The organism is Cupriavidus sp. 94F1 (genome assembly GCF_057798875.1).
Genome location: NZ_JBYOJT010000003.1, coordinates 431,816 through 454,301 on the forward strand (window position 1 = coordinate 431,816; position 22,486 = coordinate 454,301).

The 22,486-nt window shown below is 63.9% G+C and carries 21 protein-coding genes, 1 tRNA gene and 1 pseudogene; 9 read left to right on the forward strand and 14 right to left on the reverse strand.

Going from position 1 to position 22,486, the window contains the following annotated elements; all coding sequences use genetic code 11:
* The first annotated feature begins 82 nt into the window (after nt 1-82).
* The 6 genes from htpX (at nt 83) to AC3FJ6_RS09715 (ending at nt 6,702) form a co-directional block, all read left to right on the forward strand.
* Entirely contained in the window at nt 83-943 is an 861-nt protein-coding gene (htpX, locus tag AC3FJ6_RS09690; RefSeq protein WP_153946280.1) for a zinc metalloprotease HtpX, read from the forward strand.
* A gap of 164 nt (nt 944-1,107) precedes the next feature.
* Nucleotides 1,108-2,481, forward strand: coding sequence for a 16S rRNA (cytosine(967)-C(5))-methyltransferase RsmB (rsmB, locus tag AC3FJ6_RS09695; RefSeq protein ID WP_400393615.1), 1,374 nt, complete (start codon nt 1,108-1,110; stop codon nt 2,479-2,481).
* An 11-nt stretch (nt 2,482-2,492) separates the two neighbouring features.
* Nucleotides 2,493-3,317, forward strand: coding sequence for a DUF4390 domain-containing protein (locus AC3FJ6_RS09700; protein ID WP_153946282.1), 825 nt, complete (start codon nt 2,493-2,495; stop codon nt 3,315-3,317).
* Nucleotides 3,314-5,797 (forward strand): sensor histidine kinase, encoded by a 2,484-nt coding sequence (locus AC3FJ6_RS09705; protein ID WP_488771663.1) that lies wholly within the window; start codon nt 3,314-3,316, stop codon nt 5,795-5,797. The genes AC3FJ6_RS09700 and AC3FJ6_RS09705 overlap by 4 nt, the downstream gene beginning before the upstream one ends.
* Nucleotides 5,798-5,850: 53 nt before the next feature.
* Nucleotides 5,851-6,567 (forward strand): response regulator, encoded by a 717-nt coding sequence (locus AC3FJ6_RS09710; protein ID WP_488771664.1) that lies wholly within the window; start codon nt 5,851-5,853, stop codon nt 6,565-6,567.
* 59 nt (nt 6,568-6,626) lie between these two features.
* Nucleotides 6,627-6,702 (forward strand) — tRNA-Phe (locus tag AC3FJ6_RS09715).
* Between the two features lie 124 nt (nt 6,703-6,826).
* On the opposite strand, the pseudogene AC3FJ6_RS09720 reads toward AC3FJ6_RS09715, so the two are convergent.
* From AC3FJ6_RS09720 to AC3FJ6_RS09765, 10 genes and pseudogenes are all read right to left on the reverse strand, one after another.
* Nucleotides 6,827-7,753: pseudogene (locus tag AC3FJ6_RS09720) on the reverse strand (tyrosine-type recombinase/integrase); the annotation flags it as partial.
* A 480-nt stretch (nt 7,754-8,233) separates the two neighbouring features.
* The gene (locus tag AC3FJ6_RS09725; protein ID WP_488771665.1) at nt 8,234-9,244 is read right to left on the reverse strand and encodes a hypothetical protein; all 1,011 of its coding nucleotides are present in this window, start codon (nt 9,242-9,244) and stop codon (nt 8,234-8,236) included.
* Complete coding sequence (locus tag AC3FJ6_RS09730; RefSeq protein WP_488771666.1) at nt 9,241-9,558, reverse strand: hypothetical protein; 318 nt, start codon at nt 9,556-9,558, stop codon at nt 9,241-9,243. The genes AC3FJ6_RS09725 and AC3FJ6_RS09730 overlap by 4 nt, the downstream gene beginning before the upstream one ends.
* Complete coding sequence (locus AC3FJ6_RS09735) at nt 9,555-9,956, reverse strand: hypothetical protein (RefSeq protein WP_488771667.1); 402 nt, start codon at nt 9,954-9,956, stop codon at nt 9,555-9,557. The genes AC3FJ6_RS09730 and AC3FJ6_RS09735 overlap by 4 nt, the downstream gene beginning before the upstream one ends.
* Nucleotides 9,953-10,438, reverse strand: coding sequence for a hypothetical protein (locus AC3FJ6_RS09740; protein WP_488771668.1), 486 nt, complete (start codon nt 10,436-10,438; stop codon nt 9,953-9,955). Before AC3FJ6_RS09740 ends, AC3FJ6_RS09735 begins: the two co-directional genes overlap by 4 nt.
* 15 nt (nt 10,439-10,453) lie before the next feature.
* Nucleotides 10,454-10,660 (reverse strand): hypothetical protein, encoded by a 207-nt coding sequence (locus AC3FJ6_RS09745; RefSeq protein WP_488771669.1) that lies wholly within the window; start codon nt 10,658-10,660, stop codon nt 10,454-10,456.
* 2 nt (nt 10,661-10,662) lie between these two features.
* Nucleotides 10,663-13,392, reverse strand: a complete 2,730-nt coding sequence (locus AC3FJ6_RS09750; protein WP_488771670.1) for a toprim domain-containing protein — start codon at nt 13,390-13,392, stop codon at nt 10,663-10,665.
* Nucleotides 13,393-13,479: 87 nt separating this feature from the next.
* On the reverse strand, nt 13,480-13,728 hold the full coding sequence (locus AC3FJ6_RS09755; RefSeq protein ID WP_488771671.1) for an Ogr/Delta-like zinc finger protein: 249 nt from the start codon (nt 13,726-13,728) through the stop codon (nt 13,480-13,482).
* The gene (locus AC3FJ6_RS09760) at nt 13,725-13,919 is read right to left on the reverse strand and encodes a hypothetical protein (protein WP_092600604.1); all 195 of its coding nucleotides are present in this window, start codon (nt 13,917-13,919) and stop codon (nt 13,725-13,727) included. The genes AC3FJ6_RS09755 and AC3FJ6_RS09760 overlap by 4 nt, the downstream gene beginning before the upstream one ends.
* 28 nt (nt 13,920-13,947) lie before the next feature.
* A complete protein-coding gene (locus AC3FJ6_RS09765; protein WP_092600606.1) occupies nt 13,948-14,139 on the reverse strand; it encodes a hypothetical protein in 192 nt (63 codons plus the stop codon).
* A gap of 314 nt (nt 14,140-14,453) precedes the next feature.
* On the opposite strand from AC3FJ6_RS09765, the gene AC3FJ6_RS09770 reads away from it, so the two are divergent.
* The 3 genes from AC3FJ6_RS09770 to AC3FJ6_RS09780 all read left to right on the forward strand — a co-directional run bounded on the left by AC3FJ6_RS09770 (nt 14,454) and on the right by AC3FJ6_RS09780 (nt 18,149).
* Nucleotides 14,454-14,909, forward strand: coding sequence for a helix-turn-helix domain-containing protein (locus AC3FJ6_RS09770; protein WP_488771672.1), 456 nt, complete (start codon nt 14,454-14,456; stop codon nt 14,907-14,909).
* Between the two features lie 153 nt (nt 14,910-15,062).
* Entirely contained in the window at nt 15,063-15,584 is a 522-nt protein-coding gene (locus AC3FJ6_RS09775; protein ID WP_488771673.1) for a hypothetical protein, read from the forward strand.
* A 153-nt stretch (nt 15,585-15,737) separates the two neighbouring features.
* Entirely contained in the window at nt 15,738-18,149 is a 2,412-nt protein-coding gene (locus AC3FJ6_RS09780) for a tetratricopeptide repeat protein (RefSeq protein ID WP_488771674.1), read from the forward strand.
* Between the two features lie 59 nt (nt 18,150-18,208).
* On the opposite strand, the gene AC3FJ6_RS09785 is transcribed toward AC3FJ6_RS09780, so the two are convergent.
* From AC3FJ6_RS09785 to AC3FJ6_RS09800, 4 genes are read right to left on the reverse strand one after another with little or no spacing between them, the layout of a single operon-like run.
* A complete protein-coding gene (locus AC3FJ6_RS09785) occupies nt 18,209-19,351 on the reverse strand; it encodes a phage late control D family protein (protein WP_488771863.1) in 1,143 nt (380 codons plus the stop codon).
* The gene (locus AC3FJ6_RS09790; RefSeq protein ID WP_488771675.1) at nt 19,348-19,791 is read right to left on the reverse strand and encodes a phage tail protein; all 444 of its coding nucleotides are present in this window, start codon (nt 19,789-19,791) and stop codon (nt 19,348-19,350) included. Before AC3FJ6_RS09790 ends, AC3FJ6_RS09785 begins: the two co-directional genes overlap by 4 nt.
* Before the next feature lie 3 nt (nt 19,792-19,794).
* A complete protein-coding gene (locus AC3FJ6_RS09795) occupies nt 19,795-22,395 on the reverse strand; it encodes a phage tail tape measure protein (protein ID WP_488771676.1) in 2,601 nt (866 codons plus the stop codon).
* The gene (locus tag AC3FJ6_RS09800; protein ID WP_092600750.1) at nt 22,392-22,466 is read right to left on the reverse strand and encodes a GpE family phage tail protein; all 75 of its coding nucleotides are present in this window, start codon (nt 22,464-22,466) and stop codon (nt 22,392-22,394) included. Before AC3FJ6_RS09800 ends, AC3FJ6_RS09795 begins: the two co-directional genes overlap by 4 nt.
* Between the last annotated feature and the right edge of the window lie 20 nt (nt 22,467-22,486).

A 22,486-nucleotide genomic window follows, 5' to 3' on the forward strand; every position in this document is an offset into this window, starting at 1 on the left:
TGCGGTCCTGGCCCTATCTAACGAACATCGCGTCCCGCAGGGGCGGGTACGCGCCCCAATCGATCTCTCTGGAGACCAAACCATGTTCAACTGGGTCAAGACCTTCATGCTGATGGCCGCCATCACGGCGCTGTTCATCGTCATCGGCGGCATGATCGGCGGCCGGAGCGGCATGATGTTCGCGCTGCTGATCGCGCTGGGCATGAACTTCTTTTCCTACTGGTTCTCGGACAAGATGGTCCTGCGCATGTACAACGCGCAGGAAGTGGATGCCAGCACCGCGCCGCAGTTCTACAACATGGTGCAGGAGCTGTCCCAGCGCGCGGGACTGCCCATGCCGCGCGTGTACCTGATCAACGAGGACGCGCCCAACGCCTTTGCCACGGGCCGCAATCCCGAACACGCGGCCGTGGCCGCCACCACCGGCATCCTGCGCGTGCTGTCCGACCGCGAATTGCGCGGCGTGATGGCGCACGAACTGGCGCACGTGAAGCACCGCGACATCCTGACGTCGACCATCGCCGCCACCATGGCCGGTGCCATCTCGGCCCTGGCCAACATGGCGATGTTCTTCGGCGGCCGCGACGAGAACGGCAACCGTACCAACCCGATTGCCGCGATTGCCGTGGCCATCCTGGCCCCGCTGGCCGCATCGCTGATCCAGATGGCGATCTCGCGGGCGCGCGAGTTCGAAGCGGACCGGGGCGGTGCCGAGATCAGCGGCGACCCGCAGGCGCTGGCCAGTGCGCTGGACAAGATCCATCGCTATGCACAGGGCATCCCGTTCCAGGCGGCCGAGGAACATCCGGCCACGGCGCAGATGATGATCATGAACCCGCTGTCCGGCGGCGGCATCGCCAACCTGTTCTCGACGCACCCGGCCACCGAGGAGCGCATCTCTCGCCTGATGCACATGGCGCAGACCGGCAGCTATCCGGCCTGATGCCGGCGCCGGCGGCGGGATTTGGCCGGTTTGACCGGCCAGTCCGCGACAACGGGTAAACTGCCCGCTGTGTTCCCCCCGGGACCGGCGGGCATTCTTGTATCCGCCCGGCCCGACGCCCGTTGCGTCACTCCTTTTCCTACGTTGCCTGTCTGATTTTCCGTATGCGCCTGCCTCACGATTCCCTTGCCTTCCAGATGCTCGGTGCTGCCGCGGCTGTTCGCGGCGTGCACGAAGGCGCGGCCCTGCCGCAGGCCATCGAAGATGTTGCCACCCACTTGCGGCTGGACCGCGTGCGCGACGCCGCCACGCGCGGCGCCATCCAGGATCTGGCGTATCGCTCCGTGCGCCTGTTCGGCACCACGCGCGCGCTGGTCACGCAACTGGTGACGCGTCCGCCCGGGGCGCTGGTCGATTCCCTGCTGGCCGTGGCGCTGGCCCTACTGATCGAAGGCGAGGAAGGCGATGGCAGCAAGGTGGGGCGTGGCGGCTATTCCGACTTCACCGTGGTGGACCAGGCGGTCAGCGCGGCGGCCTCGGAGCCCAAGACCGCGCATGCGCGCGGGCTGGTGAATGCCGTCCTGCGCCGCTTCCTGCGCGAGCGCCGCGCGCTGATGCCGAAGATCATGCAGGACGAGGAAGCCCGCTGGAACCTGCCCTCGTGGTGGCTCGCGCAACTGCGCCGGGCCTACCCCGACCAGTGGATGGCCCTGGCCCAAAGCGTCAACGAACGCCCGCCGATGACCTTGCGCATCAATCCGCAGCGCATTTCGGTGCAGGCGTATCTCCAGGCGCTGGCCAATGCCGGCCTGGCCGGCACCGCCGTCGGCGAGCAGGCCGTGCGCCTGGCGCGGGCCTTTCCGGTATCGCAGATCCCCGGCTTTGCCCAGGGCGACGTCTCCGTGCAGGACGCCGGTGCGCAACTGGCCGCGCCGCTGTGCGAAGTGTCCGACGGCATGCGCGTACTGGACGCCTGCGCGGCGCCTGGCGGCAAGACCGGCCATCTGCTGGAGCTTGCCGACATCCACGTGACGGCGGTGGAAAGCGACGCGGAACGCGCCGCGCGCATCCACGACAACCTGGCCCGCCTGGGACAACGCGCCGAAGTGATCGTGGGCGACGCGAGCCGCCCGAAGGACTGGTGGGATGGCCAGCCGTTCGATCGCATCCTGGCCGATGTGCCATGCTCGGCGTCGGGCATCGTGCGGCGGCACCCCGATATCCGCTGGCTGCGGCGCGAGTCCGACGTGGCCAAACTGATGACCGAGCAGCGCCGCATCGTTTCGCAACTGTGGCCACTGCTGAAACCGGGCGGCATCCTGGTCTACGTGACCTGTTCTATTTTCCCAACGGAAGGCGAGGAGCAGGCGCTCTGGTTTGGTGCGCAGCTTCCAGATGCGATACGATTGCAGGCGCCGGGGCAGCTGCTGCCCGGCATCAAGGCGCCTGAAACGACCGGCAGCGGGACCGCCGGCAAGGCAAGCCTGCCATCGGATCACGATGGCTTCTACTACGCCCGCTTCCAGAAACGCGCCTGATATTTCCACCAATGCCGAACCTGCAGCGCCTGCTCGTCCTACGTGCCCCCGGCCGCGCGGTGCGCGAATGGCCGGCAGCACCGCTGGCCGGCATCCTGCGCACGTGGTACGCCACCGCTTTGCTGCTGCTGGCGCTGCTGGTGTACATGCCCCATGCTGGCGCACAGCTGATTGAAACCACCGAGGCACGCATCGACTATCAGGACGGCGGCTTCGAGCTTGGCGCCTCTTTCGACTTCGATCTCCCGCCCGCACTCGAGGACGCCCTGCACAAGGGCATCTCGCTCTATTTCGTGGTCGACTTCCAGCTGTCGCGGGCGCGCTGGTACTGGTTCGATGAAAAGCCGGTCAACACGTCGCGTTCGGTGCGCCTGTCGTATCAACCGCTGACGCGGCAATACCGCGTATCGACCGGCGGGCTGCAACTGCCGTTCAACCGCCTGAAGGGCGCGCTGCAGTTCATCCAGCAGGTGCGCGGCTGGCGCGTCTTCGAACGCCGCGACGTGAAGGCCGGCGAGACGTATCACGCCGAGACGCGCATGCGGCTGGATCTGTCGCAACTGCCCAAGCCGTTCCAGATCAACGCCGTGAACACGCGCGAGTGGAACCTGTCATCGGAGTGGAAACGCTTCAACTACACGGTGCCGACCAACCTGGACGCACCGCCGCCACCGCCTCCGCCACCGCCGGTGGCACCGCCCGCGCCACCGGCCATGCCGGGGTCCGCGCCGTCCGCGGCGTCGGCAGCCTCCGCCGAACTGCGCGCCCCGTTCGCGCAAACCGTGTCGAACGTGCTGTCGCCGAGCCAACTGGTCCAGCCGGCCAGCCAGCCATGAACGGCAATCCGTGGGATAGCCGCTTCCGCCGCGTGCTATACCGCGTGGTGGTGGGCATCATCGTCTTTCTGGCGCTGGTGCTGGTCGGCCTGCTGGCCGGCGCGTCGGCAAATACCGAATTCTTCGACCGCTACTTCACGCTGCTGTTCAAGATCAACCTCGTCGTCGGGGCGTTGCTGGTTCTGACGGTTGGCGCGCTCGCGTTCACGCTGTGGGTACGCTACCGGCGCGGCAAGTTCGGTACGCGGCTGATGAGCAAGCTGGCCGTGTTCTTCGGCGTGGTGGGCGTGCTGCCGGGCGTGCTGATCTACCTGGTGTCGCTGCAGTTCGTATCGCGCAGCATCGAATCGTGGTTCGACGTGCGCGTGGAAAACGCGCTGGAGGCGGGGCTGAACCTGGGCCGCTCCACCATCGACAGCCAGCTGGCCGACCTGCAAGGCAAGGCGCGCCTGATGGCCGACCAGCTCACCGGCGCGTCGAGCATGGCGTCGTCGCTGCAACTGAACCGGCTGCGCGAGCAGTACGGCATCCAGGAAGCCGCGATCTTCACCGGCAGCGGCCGCGTGCTGGCCACGGCGTCGAGCAGCTACGCCACGCTCGTACCCGACATTCCATCGGGCGTGCTGGCCGAACAGGCGCGCATGGCGGGCGGATACGCGGCCGTGGAAGGCGGCTCGGACCCCACCGGCAGCGACAAGGCGCCGGTCAATCTCGACAGCAGCCACCTGTACCGGATCCGCGTCATCATTCCGCTGGGGCCCGCGCCGGCCGCGACCACGCCCGATGAAGCGGCGCAGGCTTCGGTCAGCATCAGCGCCAGTGCGGCGGCCGCGGCCGCGGCGGCACGGGCTCACACGCGGCTGGCGCCGCCGGGCAGCCGCTGGGCCGGCTCGGGGCTTTCCATCGAACGCCGCCCCGAGGATGCCCCCGCCACGGGCTTCGGCCTGGTCGGCGACACGGTCCGCGAGGAACGCTACCTGCAGGTGCTGCACCCTGTGCCGGCGGTGCTGGCGCGCAATGCCGACGAAGTCCAGCGCGCCTACCAGGAGTATCAGGAAAAGGCGCTCGGACGCACGGGCCTGCGCAAGATGTACATCGGCACGCTGACGCTGACGCTGTTCCTGGCCGTGTTCATCGCCGTGATGCTGGCACTGCTGCTGGGCGGGCAGCTGGCCCGGCCGCTGCTGATGCTGCTTCAGGGCACGAAGGAAGTGGCCGAGGGCGACCTGTCGCCCAAACGCGAGTTGAAGAGCCGCGACGAACTGGGCCAGCTGACGCAGCAGTTCAACCAGATGACGCGCCAGCTGTCCGAAGCGCGCATCGCCGTGGAAGACAACCGCGTGGCGCTGGAACAGTCGAAGGCCTACCTGGAAAGCGTGCTGCAGAATCTGACCGCCGGCGTGCTGGTGTTCGACCGCCGCTTCACGCTGATCACGGCCAACCCCGGTGCCGAACGCATCTTCCGCCAGCCGTTCTCGGGCGTGCTGGGCCAGCCCGTGGAACAGATTCCGGGCATGGGCAACTTTGCCGACATCGTGCGCCAGGCATTCTCCGAGCAGACCACGCGCGAGGTGCTGGGCGGCTCGCAGCACTGGCAAAAGCAGATCGAACTGCCGCAGGGCGACGAAGAACAGCCGCTCACCTTGCTGGTGCGCGGTGCACACCTGCCGGGCGGCAGCCGCGACGAGCCCGGTTACGTGGTGGTGTTCGACGATATCTCCGATGTGATCTCGGCCCAGCGTTCGGTGGCATGGGGCGAGGTGGCACGCCGGCTGGCGCACGAAATCAAGAATCCGCTGACGCCGATCCAGCTGTCGGCGGAGCGCCTGCAGATGAAGCTGTCGCCCAAGCTCGAACAGGCCGATGCCGAAGTGCTAAAGCGCGGGGCCACGACGATCGTTAACCAGGTGGCGGCGATGAAACGCATGGTGGACGATTTCCGCGACTATGCGCGCACGCCGCCCGCGGTGATGCAGTCGCTGTCGCTGAATGCCCTGGCCGCGGAAGTCCTGCATCTGTACGGCATCGACGATCCCGCTGTGCATGAACACCCGGTGATTCATGCTGCGCTGGGCCCGGATCTGCCTGAAATAAAGGGCGATCCGACACAGTTGCGGCAGGTGATCCACAACCTGTTACAGAATGCGCAGGATGCGGCTGCGGACAACGTGGCGGCCGGTAGGGCGGCGCCCCATATCACTCTGCACACCGAGACTGTAGAATACAAAGATTCCGCCGGCGAAGACCGGCAAGCCGTCAAGTTGTCCATTACGGACAATGGTCCTGGATTCGCACCACGCATCCTGAGTCGTGCGTTCGAACCGTATGTGACCACCAAAGCCAAGGGTACGGGTCTCGGGCTTGCGATGGTGAAAAAGATCATTGACGAACATGGCGCGCGCATTGAGTTGCGCAATCGCATGAACGGTACCGAGATCGCCGGAGCGCAGATCTCGATCCTGTTCGTTAAACTGGCTTAAATCTTGCGCGCCGGCGCCTCCGGTTGCGCTGCGGTGGGGTTAAGAGGGGAAGTATGGCAACCATCCTCGTAGTCGATGACGAAATGGGAATCCGGGAGCTGCTCTCGGAGATTCTCAGTGACGAAGGGCATGTGGTCGAGCTTGCGGAAAACGCCCAGAAGGCGCGTGAATTCCGTGCGAACGCCACGCCTGACCTGGTGCTGCTCGATATCTGGATGCCGGATACCGATGGCGTAACGCTGCTCAAGGAGTGGTCGGCGCAGGGCTATCTGACGATGCCGGTCATCATGATGTCGGGGCACGCCACGATCGATACCGCGGTGGAAGCCACCAAGATCGGCGCGCTGAATTTCCTTGAGAAGCCCATCGCGCTGCAGAAGCTGCTGTCTGCCGTGGAAGCCGGCCTGGCCCGCGGCATCGAGCGCCCACGCACCGCGCCTGCGGCCCCCGCACCGCTGACGGCTTCCGGCATGCCGGAGGCGGCCGCCGCGACCGTCGCGCCGGCCGAGGCACCTGCCGAGGTGGCCGCCAACGGCAACCCGTCGCGTGGCGTGCCCGAGGGCGAAATGCAGTTCTCGTTCGACATGCCGCTACGCGAGGCGCGCGACCTGTTCGAACGCGCGTATTTTGAGTATCACCTGGTACGTGAACACGGCAGCATGACCCGCGTGGCGGAAAAGACCGGCCTGGAGCGCACCCACCTGTATCGCAAGCTCAAGCAGCTGGGTGTGGAGCTGGGCCGCAACAAGCCCGAACCGACCGAACAGTAAGCCGTGGCGCAGAAATCGCTTGACGAGGGCCAATCCCACGGTTATAGTTTCGCTTCTTTGGCCCGGTAGCTCAGTCGGTAGAGCAGAGGATTGAAAATCCTTGTGTCGGCGGTTCGATTCCGTCCCAGGCCACCAGATTTGACAAGGGAACGGACGCTTCGGCGTCCGTTTTCTTTTGTGGCACTGTGCCGTGTTTGTGCCGTAACGTGCCAAGGTTGTCCGCATAGGCCGCGATATGGTCCCGGCCGAGGTGGGCGTACCGCAGCACCATCTGGTAGCTGGCCCAGCCGCCGAGCTGCTGGAGCACCGGCAAAGGGGTCCCGGCCTGCACATGCCAGCTGGCCCACGTGTGCCGCAGATCATGGAACCGCAACCCATCCAGCCCGGCGCGCCGGCACGCCTTCTGCCAGGCGTGGTTGTAGATCCGGCCCACCGGCGCCCCCTGATACGTGAACACGTAATCCCGATGCTCGCCGCGCTGCTCGGCCAGCACCTCCAGCGCATCCCCGTTCAACGGTACCGAAATGACCCGCTTGGCCTTCGCCTGATCGGCGTGGATCCAGGCGAGCGCCCGCGCGGTATCGACCTGCGCCCACTCCAGCAAACGGACGTTTGACTCCCGCAGCCCGGTGGCCAACGCGAAGCGCGCCATCTGACGCAGATGGCCCGGCAGCTCATCGAGCAGGCGATGCGCCTGCGGCCGGGTCAGCCAGGTCAGGCGGCTGCCGCCTTCCGGCAGCTTGCGGATCGGCGGGACGACATCCACCCAACCTTCCTGCCGGCAATGGTTGAGGATGACCGACAAAGCGGCCATGTGCCGGTTCACGGTCGCGCCGACCACGCCTTCCTCCAGCTTGCCCTCGATCAGGGCATTGACCCGGTCGCGGTCAATGTCGCGCACCGACACGCCCGCGAGCTTGCCGGTCAGCCAGCGCAGGCGCTGCTTCACGGTCTCCAGCGACCGGAGGTGCTGGTTCTGCTTGAGCCAGTGCACCACGGCCGTCTCCCAGCTCACCGCCGGGCGCTCGCCGAGCTTCTTTTGCCGCCAGTAATCACTCGCAACCTTGGCGGCAAATTCCTCCGCCTGCCGGCGGTCTTTGGTGCCAGTAGAGCGTCTAACTCGCGTACCGTCGATACCGAGGTCGACCCACCAGGGACCGTTTTTTGTTCTTTTGAAGAGGTGCATACCGCCTGTTCCCCGTACTTTTTCCTAATCCAATCTATCACATCGACATCGACCAACACCCAGGCTCTGCCGACCTTGGCGGCCGGCAGGCCATGGCGCCTGATGCATTCCGAGACCGTGTCCGGCGTGGTGAACAGCCATGCCGCGGCCTGTTCCAGGCTAAGCGTCTTCACTGATGGCCCTCAACTTGCTTTCTGGTTTTGCCTTTTCCGCCTCACTACCGAAACCGCCTGTCCGGCGGTCCGTTTTCGGAGTTGCCATGCATTGCGCCGCCTGCCTTTCCCTCTCAGGGAAGCCCGCCATCTCTGCCCCCCATGTGGCACTTCGGCGCGACCATCGAGCCGAACAGGCGCTGGCGGACCTAGACGGAGACACCATCGCGGATCTCCCTTGGATGTTCCTCTGCAACGACTGCGGCGAAGGGCTCTGCATAGGCGACGCAAGAGACAGCTGGGAGCTGATCCGCTAACCAATGGCGAGTCATGCGGCACCTCTCGGCGCGTCCGGCGCGATTCCGCCCGCCAGTAACCGGCGGCGAATGGTCATGGCGCGGGACTGTGAGCACCCAACGAACTGGCGAATCGCCGCGACGGTCGGTTTGAGGTCGCCGCGCCGCACTGCCGCCGCGACCTGGTCGTCTTCCGCGTGACTGGTGTCGCTACTGGCTTCGTTACCGCTCTCTGGCGCCGCAGTCACGGCAGGCGCCTGTGGAGCGGGACACGGTAACGCCCGCTCGGTACCGGCGGTACGCCGTGACGCGACCCGCAGCCACAGCGCACAGCCCACCAGTTCCAGGCAGATCGCCGCGACAAGTTGCGTGGCCAGCAGCACGGTATCGGCATGCGCCCCGATGGCTGCGGCGAGCAGACGCGCGGCGGGATCGAGTCGCGCCCGGTCGACGTCCGATGCGTGGCGCTGTGCGGTGGCACGGGCGCGCTCGTCCTGTTGGATGGCCCGGCGCGCCTCTTGTTCTTCCACGTCGAGCGCCTCGGCCCGCTGCTGCAGCGCGGTGAGCCGTGCCGCCGCGAGTGGGCAATTGCGGCAGTTGGGAGCCGTGGCCTGCAGCCGCGCGATACCGCCGCGCACCGTGGCGCGTTCCGCAGTGACCACCGCGAGGGGCCGCGCCGTCGCCCGCACCTCCGTCAACCACGTCGCAGTGGCTTCGGATTGGCGCTGTGCGCGCGCATCGCCAGCGTGACCATTGGCCGCCGCGAAGAACGCGAGATGGCCCCACACCACGGATACCAGGCACGCGCACCAGAGCGCCCAGCTTGCGACAGGTAACCGCTTGCCAGTCGATAGCACCGCAGGCAGCTGGTGGACCGCCAGCGTCAGTAGCACGGCAACCGCAGCGATCAGCGCACGCTCGGCGAGCGAGCCGCCCCGATTCCAGGCGCCGGCCGCCGATAGCCACGCGGCAACCAGAGAACACGCCGCCGCCAATGCCGTCGTCCAGCCCAGTGCGATCCGTTGTACGTGTCCCTCCATCATGCGGTCTCCGTGGTCGGTGTTTGCGAGGTCGGGATGCAACCCAGTTCGCGCGGCCCGGCGAGGCGGGCAGTGAATCGCGCGCCTCGGGGCGGGCGGCTGATCAGATTGCGTCGCACGCAGGCAATCGCGGCGTCCGCAGTACGTGCGCGGGCATACCAGGTCGCGCAGTAAGTCGGCGTCTTTGTCGGCCCGGCCGTGATGTCTACGGCCCACGTCTTCCATTCCTTGTCGCGCCAGAAGGCGGCAGCGAGCGCTGCATCGCCGAGGGGGACATGCGGTGCCGTCACGCGGCCGTTGTACTGGCGCCGGGTCATGCCATCCCCTTACTGGGGTCGGCCCACTGCAGCGCATAGATCAGCATCGACAACCGTGCGCGCCATGGCTTTTCGAGATGCGCGGCCTGGTGCGCCCCGACTTCTATGGGCGCACCCGACATCGTATCTAGCGGCTGGCCGGCCATCAGCTGCGCTGGCGCTAGGTCGTCCAACACGGGCGAGCTGGACACCCACCAGGCGTACTCCAGCGCAGGGTGATCAACGCGCGGCCCCTCGACAAGAATGGCCTCGGCAATGGTCAGCAGATTCTGGCGTGTGGTTGCCGGGAAGTCGGCAAGGGTAGTTCCCTTGGCGGCTGCCTCGGGGTAGAGGCCGTTACAGATGATCTGCGCCACGCGTTCGGCGTAGGACGAAACGGGAAGGGAGTGGTTGGTCATGCTTTCTGCTCGATGTAGGCGATATCGCCGGTCTGGACCGGGCCGCCGGCGGTGGCGGTGTCATGCACCTGCAGCGTGGCGACCAGCAGCTGGCGGCGCGTGCAGGCTTTCTGCATCTCGTCGGTCAGATTCAGGCCTTGGCCAATGGCACGGAACTCGTCGCCGGTGACGCCCATGCGGCCACGCGCGCGGAACCGCTTGCCCACTTCCGCGACGGCCATCACAGCGGCGTCCATCGCGTCGCGCAGCTCCCCGTTATCTACGTAGTACAGGGTGGCAATGGCCTGACCGACGTTGATGCGAAAGGCGAGGGTGTGCCAGGCGGATTCCGTGGCCGTGCCGTCCAGGATCTTGCTCAGCTCGCTATGGGGCAAGAGCTGAAGATCCGTTTCGGCCTTGCGACTGAAGCGGAAGCAGGAAGGCAGGCATTTCTCGCGCGGACGATGCACGCGACGATTCTTCCGGTGTTTGCTTGCGGGCATGATGTGCTCCTTGTGTCAGTCTTCGAAGTCGCCGGCAGCTCGACGCTTCAGGTCAGTGTGAGGGCCATGCGGGTGTGCCTCCTCGCGCGCCGCCATGGCGCGGGCAGCTGCCGCCACTGCGGCGCGCAACATGTCCGACATGTCGTCAAACGGAGTGGAGATTCGCAAAGCACGATGTGTGTGCCGCAACTGCGCATCGGTGACGACGGGCTTACTTGACATGCTCACGCTCCTGTGTTGCCCGAGCGGTCCTCGAACACCCAGCACTTGACGGTGTCAGGGCGCTTTGGGGCATGGGTATGCTCGGTGTTGAATCGCGCATTGATGGCGCTGTTGACCACCCGAAGATCGAGGAACTTGCGTGCCCGCGAGGTCTTGAGCACGCGCTTCAGTTCGGTCAGCGGGGGAAGGTTCAGGCGGCGGTCATTGGCCACCTGTTCAAAATGGCGCAGGCTGATGGCGATGACGCCACCGCCGCGAGCGTGGTTGAGCACCGCGTGATCGTCCTCGGCGGACTCGATGTGGTCGTACAGCTCCCAAAACTCCTGCACGAGCGGGTGATCGGCGCCGATGGCCTGCTGACGCTCCACTGCCATGCGCACGAGCTGCGCCTGGGCGGCGTCGCGATACGCGAGAGGCAGCGGCATCACGGCCGGCAGGCAGTCAACCAGCGCCATGATTTGCGCGTGGTTTTTTACCAAGCGCTGGTGCTTCACCTCTGGATGGGCGGCCAACTTCTCCTGGTAGAGCGGCATGCGCTCCGCGAACAACCTCAGGACGTCCTTCTCTTTGAGGATCGCTGACAGCAGGAAGCCCGACACGTCTTCGACGGCCGTCTGTTCCAGCGCCCGTGCAGCGGCGAAGGTGTCAGGACTCTGGCCAGAGCGGTCGAAGTACAGGTGGACGATCCGCTGCAGCACCGCCTCGCTCGCATTGACTTCGGCGTTCTGGCTGATGACCACGCTGCCACGAAAGGGCGGCTCGTACGTTTCGTTGCCGGCATTCTTGACGCCGCGTGCCCGCGTGCTGCGGCCGTTATAGGCCGTCTTCAGCTCGTTCCAGTCGAAGCCCTTCACCTTGGCGCCGTCTTCGCCACGGTCGCCCTCGATTAGCACGACCGGCAGGTTCGACACCTGCGCGAAGTTCCGCGCACGCGCCGCGAGCGACGACTTGGACGGATCGAAGCCTTCATAGTCGCGACGGCCGCACAGCTTCCACAGGAACTCGATCAGCGTGGATTTGCCCGCACCCGGTTCACCCACCACTTCGAGAAACGGAAAGCTCTTCTGCTTGATGCCTTCGCCTTCGCGGATCTGTTCGGCGAACAGGCTGCCCAGCCAGAACGCGAGCGCCACGATGGCCTTGGCGCCGAACGCGCGCCACAGCAGCTCTACCCAGTCGTAGGTCAGGCGCTTCTGGTCCGTGTTGATGGACAGGCCGGCCGATCCACCGATGGTCTTGATGGACAGGCGGCCGACATCGAAGAAGTCTTCATCATTGAGCGAATAGAGCTTGCCATCTTTGACCGCGACATCGGCATAGACGTAGCACCCGTGTTCCTTCGAGTAGCCCACGTAATCAATGGTCTGCACGCTCTTGATGCGATGCATCTGTTCCTTCAGATACGCATCGAGCTGACCGTTGGAGCCGGTGTAGAACGCACCCGGCGCGACCGCAAGCAGGCGCTTCTTGAACTCGCCGGCCGAGGCGATCTGCGAACTGGTGAAGGTGTTCTTCGCCGGCTCGGAATCGTGCGGGAAGGCGACCCGGAAGTAATACCAGGCTTCGTCGGTCGCGGCGTTCGCCTGGTAGTACAGGACGCTGGGCAGGCAGGTCGCGATGTTGGTGATGGTGCCCGCCTTGAGCATGGCTTCGTCGCGGATATCGCCTTCGTCCATGTCGGGGTGCGCATGCCGCACCGCGTCCATTTCCTTTGTCAGCGCGTCCAGATCTACCTTGAACCAGTACAGCTTGCTGTCGAAGTCGAAAGCGAACTGGCTCATGCTGGTGCGTCCATAGATCAGGCGTGCCTTCTCGGCCGGCGTCGGCGCCGCGATCAGGTCGCCGAGGTAGCGGTATTCGCCCAGGTCGTGGTCAGTCAGCTTGCCGAGCTGGTGCAGGTCGTTCCAGTCGCGCTTCTTGGCGCCGACCTGTTTCGGTACGGCAATGGAGGCTTCCCAGCCTTCCTCGCGGCTACGCTTGAGCCATTGCTTGCCGTAACGGATGCCGGCCTTGTCGCCATCGAGCGCCCACACCAGCTTTGGCCGTTCCTTGCCGTAGGCGGCGCATTGCTCAGCCAGTCCGCGCAGCGCGAGGCCCGGATAGTTGTTGCAGGACATGGCCGATGCAGCGGCGATGCCGTGATGCAGGAGGGCGATGTTGTCGAAGATGCCTTCAACAATCCACAGCTCCTGGACGTCGGTGAACGTGCTGCCGGGCGGCTGCCACCACATCCCACCGTAGCTGCCGTGAAAGGTGGCCTTGCGGTCGCCGAAGCGGTGCGCCTGGTCGATGATGCGTTCCCAATAGACGCCGGGTGCGAGCTGGAAGCGCACGGTGGCGCTGCCGATTTTGAGCTCGTGGCTGTAGTAGCTCTCCTGCGTGTACCAGTCGCGCACCAGGGCGAGGTCGAAGCCTCGGGCGTCCCGCATGTAGGCATTCACTGACGCCTTCGGATCTTCCGGTGTAGGCTGGAACCGATCTGACCAGCTCTCAAAAAGATCCGGGTACAGATCCTTGATGTGCAGTTCGGCGCCGCAGTGGTTCAGGCGGTTGCAGCGCACCACCCACGGGGCCTCGCCATAGGCCCACAGCGTTTTCTTGCCGCAAGATGGGCAGACACCGTTCTCCAGCTTCTCGCCGCCGCGCTTCTCTTTGAAGTGGTAGTCACGGAGCAAACGGCTGGCCGCCTCGCGCAGGATTGCATCCGTGTTGTCGCTACGGGATGGGTTCATGAATCTTCAGGCAAAAGGAATCCCGCACGCCCCGCAAACGGGGCGCGTCGGTGTCAATCAGTAGGGGTAGGGGAGAGAGACCCTAGATCAGGTCTTCAGCAGGTCCAGCTGCCTGTCGTCAGTGACGGCAGCACGCTGGCGGGCGACCGGCAGATATGCCTGGGGGTTCGGCTTCATGCTCGGCGCGATGGTCGTGATGACAGACGTGATGGCCTTGCAGGTATAGGCGCAGTCAACGTTGGGGCATTGCCAGTAGCTTTCTTTCGAAAGCAGCGACACCACGCGGCTGGTGCGGATCTTCATGCGCGATTCGCAATGTGGGCAGGTCAGTTTCACAGCGATTTCCCCGGAGGTACAACCAAGTTAAAAGCACGGCGTTTGCCCGTCATGCGCTCTGCGGTGCGCCGGATCCGGGCCTTGGCCAGCCATTCAGCGGCCTGTTCTATCGTTGCCAAACCTTGCTGCTGGCGCACGTCTTCCAGCACTGCCTCTATTTGCTCGGTCAGTTGGATTTCGATGTCCGGCATCTTCTTGGCAGCTCAAAAGTAACTTTGTTCAGGCGCTACGCGCCTCTACATTCGAACCCAGCGCCAGAACCTCTTCGGCTTCGCGGAAGATGATCTGACGCAGCAGGGTGGCGGGCTGCTCGCCCTGGTAGTTGGCCAGAGCGGTGATCAGGTCGAACTCGTAGTCGTTGAAGCGGAGCACCACGCGGTTGTCGCGCACTCGTTTCGGATCGGGATACATGCTGTCCTCGACTGAAAGGGGAACGATCACGACGCGCTCGGAGAGCGGGCGTCTTCTGCATCCATGCCGGCCACGATGTAGAGGCGGCACAAGGCTGAACCAGTCCGGTTTTGCTGCTTTGCGCGTTTTCTCAGGCGTTCCAGTTCCTCTGGCATCAGCGAGACCGTGACTCGGTTCTTCGAATCGGCGCCGTTAGGGACGCGGGAAACAGGGACTTTGGCTCGTGGCATGGCAGATATACTTGTGCGAGTTAGTGATGCACAAGTGCAATTATTTCCCTCGAACGAGGGAATGTCAACCAAAAAAGCACTCGAATGGATTCCATTGGTCAGCGCCTTAAGGACGAGCGCAAGCGGCTCGGCTACAACCAGACGGACTTCGCGGTACACGGGGGGGTCCAGAAGAACGCGCAGAGCAACTATGAAAGCGATGCGCGCCAGCCGGATGCGGCTTACTTAGCGGCGATTGCAAAGCTTGGCGCCGATATCACGTACATCGTGACTGGCGCGCGCAGCGCGGCGGCTCTTACGGCCGAAGAGCAAGTGGTCATAGCAGGGTATCGAGCGCTTAGCGACCAAGGTAGAGCAGGCGTTTTGGGACTGATCGGAGGCATGCGCTCTCCAGAAACCGAAGCCACGCCGACGCGTGCTCGTATGGTCTTCAATGCAAAGGTGGGCCAAGTGAAGAACGTCGAAGGCGACTACCACCAAAACAAACCGGTGACGTTCAACGTCAGCGCCAAGTCAAAGCGTGGAACGAAGCCCGAATAAGCGGCTATAGGCTAGCCACAATACCCCTCACGTGGCACTTACAGCCGGGCTTCCCTGCCGTTGAATAACGCCCTCTATCGCAATAACCAGAGAATGACGGTGGCGTAGAGGCACGCAACATAACCGATCCTGCGCGACCGTCTCACAAAGGGCATGGAAACGCGTTTCAAGTTCGACGGGGAAGTCGGTCAGGTCATCGGTGGCAGCGCCACCTTCACCGCGCCGCAAACGTTTCACCAAGTCAACAACGTGACACTGAATACGCACGTAGCGGAGCAGCGGATGTCGATGCACGAGCGCGTCTGCTTTGCCCGCAGGGTGCAGGCTGTGGCGACAGCGGAAGGCATCAAGCCCGACGCGGTGTATCGCATTCTTCTTGAGGACTACGGCGGTGCAAAAGGTGACGTCCAGCGATGGCTGACAAGTACGCGCCGCTGGCTCGTGCCCGCTGCGGCCGGTGTTGCCGCTATCGCCATGGCGGTTGCCACCAGCGCGCTATCCGACGCGCCAGCCTTGCACTGTCGGTGGGAAGGCAAGGATTTCTCGGTAGGCGCCGTATCAAGTATGGGCACCCATGACGTGTATGAATGCATCTACGATCTCCGAGCCCATGCCTACCCCTACTGGGTTCCAGCGCGCAATCTGGGTGGATTGGGCACTAGCCGGCAAGGATAGCGCCCCAGCTACGCGGGGCGTGCTTTCCGCCGAAACAGTCATGAGGCAGTCCACCACACACTGTGGCGGCCGCCCTCCCAGAGTAGTAGGCCCCTCGCACAGCAACGCGTTTATCATCTGCAGCTAAACGTAAAGAATAGTCCAGCCGCCTGGATGAAAATCGGTGTAAGAAGAACGATCATGCGCAACTTTCTGTTTTGCATATCCTTGTGTTTTGTCCTTTTTTCTCAAAGTGCTATTTCCGCTCCGTCAACAAATCAGGACGAGATTCAACAAGCGAGTGAACAAATTCATGCGCTAGACAAGGAAGTTGGCACACTCAAGGCGGTGACAGAAGCTCGGCTTGACGCTCAGGACAAGCGCATCAACGATCTGGGCATTTCGACAGCACAGCAAGCCAACTATATGGGGGAAATTTCAAATTTGTCCACATTGGTCGGCCTTGGCATCACGATCATTACGTTCCTTGCTGGTTTCGCTGCTTACATGGGCGCAAAAAATCGCGCCATAAGCGAAGCTCAAGAAGCTGCTCAGCAATGGCTTAAAGAACACGGCGAGCGACTGCAACAGCAAATTCGGGACTTGCAAACGGAAGCAAACTCGCTGGGCTCGCAGCTCTCGCAGCTCCAACAGCACGCACATGATGCAACCTTAGAGATTGATCAGCGAAAAGCAGAAGTAACCGCTCATGCAGAGAAAACCCGTCAGGCTCTAGATCAGGCTGCCCAGGAAATCCTGTCAAGATCAGAAGATGCAGCTCAAGCTTCGCAAGCTTTGTCCGACCCGGCAGCACTTCACGTTGTTCAAGAAACCAGCCAGGCACTTGAAGCAAAGCCCGAAACGGAATTTACGCCCGACGACCATTTCGCAAGAGGTCTAAATGAATACGTCGCCAACCGCTTGGATTCCGCGCTGCTAAGTTTCGACAAGGCTCTAGTGCATGCAGATGCGGTAGGGCTCGCTCCTGAAAAACGTGCCCTGTTCATGTTCGCTCGAGCAAATGCTCTCGGAGAACTGGGTCGCCGCGAAGATGAAATCGCCGTCTATGACGAGATCGACCAGCGCTACGGTCATGATACCAGTGCGGCACTGCGCAAACGGGTCTCAAGGGCGCTCCTTAACAAGGGGGTTTCGCTCGGCCAGCTTGGTCGTAGTGAGGATGCCATTGCCGTCTATGACGAGATCGACCGGCGCTATGGCCTGGATCCGAGCGCCGCGCAGCGCGAACAGGTTGCCAGGGCGCTCGTCAACAAGGGCTTCCGGTTAGGCGTGCTTGGTCGCAGCGAAGATGAAATCGCGGCCTATGACGAGGTCGACCAACGCTACGGTCATGACGCGAGTGCAGCGCTGCGCGCGCGGGTCGCTCGGGCACTCCTTAACAAGGGGGTCGCTCTTGGCCAGCTTGATCGCACCGAGGATGAAATCGCAGTATATGACGAGATCGATCGACGCTACGGACAGGATGCAAGTACCGAGTTGCGCGAACAGGTCGCCAAGGCGCTCGTCAACAAGGGAGTCGCGCTCGGAGCCCTTGATCGCAGCGAGGATGCCATTGCCGTCTATGACCAGATAGACCAGCGCTTTGGTGAAGATGCGACCGGCGGACTGCGCGAACAGGTCGCCAGAGCGCTCGTCAACAAGGGGTTCCGGTTAGGCGTGCTTGGTCGCAGCGACGATGAAATCGCGGTCTATGACGAGGTCGAGCGACGCTACGGACAGGATGGGAGTACCGCGCTGCGTGAAGAGGTTGGAAAGGCGCTCACGAATAAGGGGATCACGCTCGGCCAGCTTGGCCGCAGCGAGGATGAAATCGCGATCTATGACGAGGTCGACAGACGCTACGGACAGGATACCAGTGCAGACCTGCGCGAACAGGTCGCAAAGGCGCTCGTCTACAAGGGGGTCACGCTCGGCCAGCTTGGTCGCCGCGAGGATGCCATTGCCGTCTGTGATGAGGTCGACCAGCGCTATGGTCAAGATGCTAGTACCGCGTTGCGCGAACAAGTCGCCACGGCGCTCGTCTACAAGGGATTCTCGCTCGGCCAACTAGGTCGCGACGAGGCTGCTATAGCCGTCTGTGACGAAGTCGATCGGCGCTACGGACAGGATGCTAGTACCGCGCTGCGCGAACAGGTCGGCAAAGCGCTAACGAATAAGGGGATCATGCTCGGACAGCTAGGGCGTAGCGAGGATGAAATTGCGATCTATGATGAGATCGACCGGCGCTATGGCCAAGATGCAAACTCCGCGCTGCGCGAACAGGTCGCCAGAGCGCTCGCCAACAAGGGCATAACGCTCGGTCAGCTTGGTCACAGCGACGATGCTATCGTCGTCTATGATGAGGTCGACCAGCGCTATGGCCAAGATGCAAGCGCCGCGCTGCGCGAACAAGTCGCCAGAGCGCTCGCCAACAAAGGGATAACGCTCGGTCAGCTTGGTCGCGGCGACGATGCCGTCGCCGTCTGTGACGAGGTTGAACGGCGCTACGGGCAAGATTGGAGCGCCCCGCTGCGCGAACGGGTCGCCAGGGTGCTCGCCAACGAGGAAGGGCAGCGACTCGGCTAGCTACCTAGTGGCTTCTGGTGCCTGAATCAGCCCCAAAACCGGCAGTATGCTGCGATCCGCTATCCGTTGTCCGTAAGCTCCGGAGGCTTGATCTCAAACTCGAGCGTCGTGGTGTAGCCGTGGTCCGACAGGTTGTGCGTGACGCGGGCGATGATCCAGTGGGTGCTGTCAATCTGCGGCTTCCAGCCACGCACCACGGCGGGCAGTTCGGGAAACAACTCCGGCCGGCCGCGTGCGAGGGTCATGCGGAACGATGCAACGCCACGCTGGATGCGCTGCCATTCGGCGCGCGCAGCACGCTCGGCATTTGTCTTCGACGCATAGGTGTGACGCAGCACCTTCACGTTATCCGGGTTGGGGTTGGCCATCACATCGGCCACGGTCTTCTTCTGCCCCTTCTTGGGCTTCTTTGTCGGCGCCGGCTTGGTCACCACCTTCACAGCATTGGACGCATCGATCACCACTTCGCCCTTCACAGCCCGGCGTGCGTCCTGGTAGTACGCCTTCACGCCGTTGTAATTCTCCCGGTCGGCGATCAGAAAGCTGTGGGTGTCGCCACTCGCCCGCGTGACTTCAACCGTAGGCAGCTTGATCCCGGTAGCGCTCTGTGCGCCACCCGTCTTGATGAACAGCAGCCTGCCGGCCTTCACCGTGGCGATAGCATCGTGGTCCTTGGCCAGGCGAGTCAGGAAGTTGGCATCGGATTCGCCTGTCTGGTCGATGTGGTCGATCACCAGCCCAAGCAGCGAGGGCGACACCACGTGCGTCAGCGCATTCTTGGCCGCGATGCCGCCGACGATGGCGCCGATGGTCTGGCCACGAAACGAGCGCTCCTTACGCGTGGACATGCCGCCGGCCAGGTCAACGCTGCGCGCACGGATGGTTAGCCGGTCGGGCGGCCCGGAGTGCTCCAGCTCGTCCACCTTGTACTGACCCTTGTCGACCACGCCCGTATCCTGCCAGCCGATCCCAAGCGAGAGCGTGGTGCCCTTGTCAGGCAGCGCAAGCATCCCATCTGCGTCGTCCAGTTCGATATCGAGCTGGTCGGCTTCGAACCCGCGATTGTCGGTGAGCGTCAGGGAAATGAGCCGGCCCGCGAAGCGGTTGGTGATGTCCTTCGGGCCTTGCCGCAGACGATACACCGGCACCGCGGCCTTGCTGACGATGGACTCCAATACGGTAGACAGTTCCATGGCGTTCAGAGAATGCTGGAAGCGACGCTGCTGGCAAGGTTCATGACGGCCTCGCCGATGATCTGTTCGAGCTTGCTATCCACGCGCGTCAGCTTTAGCGAGAACTCGATGCGGCGTGCTTTGCCATCCTTGAAGAAAAGGGTGCGCGTCACCGCCAGCGAGTCGATTTCGAACATGCCGTAGTAGTGCCCCGAACCCTCGATCAGCACATATGACAGGCCAAGGTCGCCCATCACGCGCAGCACCTCGATGGTGTTGTCGCCTCCGCTGATCTCGGGCAGCAGCACGCCCGACAGCGTGATGGTCTCGTCGTCGGGGCCGGTGAACTGACGCGAGGGACGGCGGCCCACCCGGTTGTTCGACGGGTGGCGCCAGCCGATCTGTTGCTGGAATTCCTGATAGGGCGCCGTCTCCAGTGCGAAGACGAACAGGCCGAGGGCCATCATCATGGGTCAATCCTTGTCGGTGAGGCGCGACCGGGAGCGCGCGCTCTTCTGCGCCTGCAGCCGCTCGATCTTCTCGGCCACCAGGCGGGCGATCAATTGCTCGTCTGCGCCGGCGGGCGGGTGAATGTTGATGACGACTGGCGTGGACGCCACAGGCATTGCGGCAGCGCCCGTACGCGATGCGGCCGAGATGGGCGGACGGTTGTCGATGCTGATGCCGGCTGCAGCCGATCCGGTGCCAATGGCAATCCCGGCACCGATCCCCGCCATGGAGCTTGCCACCTTGGACACTACATCGAGCGGGCCGCGTTGATTCTGCGCGAGACCCTGTTCCAGCCCGCTCATGGTGTAGCCGCCCAGATCGGCAAAGACCCGGCTTGGCGAGTGGATCCCGAGCTTCTCCTTGAACCAGCCCACCACGCTATCCCCCACGGACACGATGGCCTCGCGCACGGCGCCCACGCGGCTCGTGATGCCGTTCACCAGCCCCTGCAGCAAGTTCGCGCCGAACTCGCTGAATTTCTCCGGCAAGTCGAAGCCGAACCAGCGCAGCACCGGCGCAATCATGGCGTAGAACGCACCCATCGGCGACCAGTTGGCGATCAGCGACAGGATGCTGCCCAGGCCGCCCTGAAACGCTGTAGTCACCTGCGCCCACAGGCCGGTGAAGAAGTTGCGGATCGGATCCCAGTACTTGATGAGCAGGAACGCCGCCACACCAATGGCCGTCACAGCCAGCCCGATGGGATTCAGCAGGAACACGCGACCCACGAAGCTGAAGACCGACATCAGGAAGTTGAAAGCCCCGGCCAGCCGTGCAACGATGCCCACGCCACCACCGAGCTGGATGCCCAGCATCGCCATGCCGTAGCGCGCAATCACCATGGGACCAAATGCGGCAGCCAGTGCCAGCGTCAGGCCGCCCATCACCGTCAGCAGCACGCCGACCGCAGCAGCGCCTTTGATGAGCCAGCCCACCAGCTGCGGGTGTGCCTCTGCAAACGCATTGAAACGGTCCACCAGGCGGCCCACGGTGTCCATCAGGCTGACAAGCGTTGACCGCAGGACTTCGCCGCCCGCGCTGCTGGTGTTGAAGATATGGTTCTGCAGGCGCTGCCAGCGCGCGGAGATGGTGTCCTGCCTTGCGGCGAACTCGCGGGACATCGAGCCTTCAGCCTTCGAGCCGTTGGCCAGCTTCAGCTGGCGGTCAAATTCTTCCGGCTTGTCGACCAGTTTGGCCAGCGTGTCCGAGTGCTCCATTCCCACCAGCTCGACCATGACGCCGATGCGCTTGTCTGCGGGCAGCTTGCGCACGGCCTCGATCACCTTGAACAGCGTGCCGGTGGCGTTCGTCGCCATGCCCTTCTGGATCTCGGTGGTGGTCAGCCCGATTTCCGACACGGCGGCGTGGAACTTCTTGGTGCCCTTCTCGGCAGCGGCGAACTTCTGGACGATGGCGTTGATGGCGGTGCCGGCCGTCTCGGTACGCTCGCCCAGCGTCAGCAGCGTGGAGGCGAGCGCGGCGGCATCCTTCGCCGGCATGGCCACTCCCGACACGACGCCAGAGATGCGGTTCAGGACATTGATGATGTCATTGCCCTTGCTGATCGCGTTATCGTCCAGATAGTTGATCGTGTCAGCCAGCCCCATGATGGCGTTGGTCGGGATCCGGAAGTTCTTGGCGACCTTGCCCATGCTCTCGGCGATCTCGTCCGGCACAGCATCGAAGGCGGTGGCCATCATCGCCACGGTGCGGGTGTACTCGATCAGCTCGTTACGGGGCACCTCCATGCGCGCGCCGGCCGTCACCATCTCCGCAATCTGCGCCGTGGGGATCGGCAGCTCCTTGCCAAGCTGGCGGATCTGCCGCGCCATGTCGTAGTAGATGTCCGTCAGATTCCCGCTGGGATCCCGGGCACCGTCCACCTGCCTGGCAATGCCGAGCATGGCGTCTTCGAACGTGACGTAGTCCTTGACGGCCTTGGCGATGGGCGTCAGCACAATGCCGCCGGCCGCCGCAGTCGACGCACCGGCATTAAGCATGGCATTGCGGGTGGCCATGCCCTTCTGGTATTGGGACTGTGCCGCAGCCAATAGCCGATGGCGCTCTCCCACCGCCCGGAGCTGCGCCTGCTGCTGCGCCAGCGCCTGCGAGGTGGTGTCGATGCGGTTGCGGAGGTCGCGCTGCGCCTGGCCGAGGCTTGTCGTGCTGATGCCGGCCGCATCGAGCCGACCACGCACGGCGGCAAGGTTCTGCTGCAGCTCGCCGCCGCGCTGCTTGAGCGCCTGCGCCTCCCGCACTGCCGCCTGGAAGGCCCGGGACATTGCGGCCGTGGGCTTGTCGGCCGCGGCGATCTCCTGCGCGAGTGCCTTCACGCGCGCCTGCGTGGCGCCGAGCTGGTTCTCGGTGATCGCGGCATCCTTGGACAGCTTGCGGAAGCTGTCGATGTTGGCCTGTGCGCGGTTCAGGTCTTTGAGCTGGTCGCGGGTGGCCTTCACGGCCTTGGCCAGGTCAGAGCTGCTGCCCATGATGGCGCGGAATGGACGCGTCATGCGGTCGACGGCCTGCAGCACGACTTCCAGCCTGAGGTTACGGGGTGTGCTCATTCGTCGGATCCGCTACGTTCGTAGGCGCGCTCGCGCCATTCCATCAGCTCTGCGACCCCCATGGCGTACATCACCTCTGGGGGCCAGTGAA

What these genes read in the sequence shown, in the direction of transcription:
- htpX (WP_153946280.1), top strand. Translation starts at nt 83, where the DNA reads ATGTTCAACTGGGTCAAGACCTTCATGCTGATGGCCGCCATCACGGCG.
- rsmB (WP_400393615.1), top strand. Translation starts at nt 1,108, where the DNA reads ATGCGCCTGCCTCACGATTCCCTTGCCTTCCAGATGCTCGGTGCTGCC.
- AC3FJ6_RS09700 (WP_153946282.1), top strand. Translation starts at nt 2,493, where the DNA reads ATGCCGAACCTGCAGCGCCTGCTCGTCCTACGTGCCCCCGGCCGCGCG.
- AC3FJ6_RS09705 (WP_488771663.1), top strand. Translation starts at nt 3,314, where the DNA reads ATGAACGGCAATCCGTGGGATAGCCGCTTCCGCCGCGTGCTATACCGC.
- AC3FJ6_RS09710 (WP_488771664.1), top strand. Translation starts at nt 5,851, where the DNA reads ATGGCAACCATCCTCGTAGTCGATGACGAAATGGGAATCCGGGAGCTG.
- AC3FJ6_RS09725 (WP_488771665.1), bottom strand. Translation starts at nt 9,244, where the DNA reads ATGATGGAGGGACACGTACAACGGATCGCACTGGGCTGGACGACGGCA.
- AC3FJ6_RS09730 (WP_488771666.1), bottom strand. Translation starts at nt 9,558, where the DNA reads ATGACCCGGCGCCAGTACAACGGCCGCGTGACGGCACCGCATGTCCCC.
- AC3FJ6_RS09735 (WP_488771667.1), bottom strand. Translation starts at nt 9,956, where the DNA reads ATGACCAACCACTCCCTTCCCGTTTCGTCCTACGCCGAACGCGTGGCG.
- AC3FJ6_RS09740 (WP_488771668.1), bottom strand. Translation starts at nt 10,438, where the DNA reads ATGCCCGCAAGCAAACACCGGAAGAATCGTCGCGTGCATCGTCCGCGC.
- AC3FJ6_RS09745 (WP_488771669.1), bottom strand. Translation starts at nt 10,660, where the DNA reads ATGTCAAGTAAGCCCGTCGTCACCGATGCGCAGTTGCGGCACACACAT.
- AC3FJ6_RS09750 (WP_488771670.1), bottom strand. Translation starts at nt 13,392, where the DNA reads ATGAACCCATCCCGTAGCGACAACACGGATGCAATCCTGCGCGAGGCG.
- AC3FJ6_RS09760 (WP_092600604.1), bottom strand. Translation starts at nt 13,919, where the DNA reads ATGCCGGACATCGAAATCCAACTGACCGAGCAAATAGAGGCAGTGCTG.
- AC3FJ6_RS09765 (WP_092600606.1), bottom strand. Translation starts at nt 14,139, where the DNA reads ATGTATCCCGATCCGAAACGAGTGCGCGACAACCGCGTGGTGCTCCGC.
- AC3FJ6_RS09770 (WP_488771672.1), top strand. Translation starts at nt 14,454, where the DNA reads ATGGATTCCATTGGTCAGCGCCTTAAGGACGAGCGCAAGCGGCTCGGC.
- AC3FJ6_RS09775 (WP_488771673.1), top strand. Translation starts at nt 15,063, where the DNA reads ATGGAAACGCGTTTCAAGTTCGACGGGGAAGTCGGTCAGGTCATCGGT.
- AC3FJ6_RS09780 (WP_488771674.1), top strand. Translation starts at nt 15,738, where the DNA reads ATGAAAATCGGTGTAAGAAGAACGATCATGCGCAACTTTCTGTTTTGC.
- AC3FJ6_RS09790 (WP_488771675.1), bottom strand. Translation starts at nt 19,791, where the DNA reads ATGATGATGGCCCTCGGCCTGTTCGTCTTCGCACTGGAGACGGCGCCC.
- AC3FJ6_RS09795 (WP_488771676.1), bottom strand. Translation starts at nt 22,395, where the DNA reads ATGAGCACACCCCGTAACCTCAGGCTGGAAGTCGTGCTGCAGGCCGTC.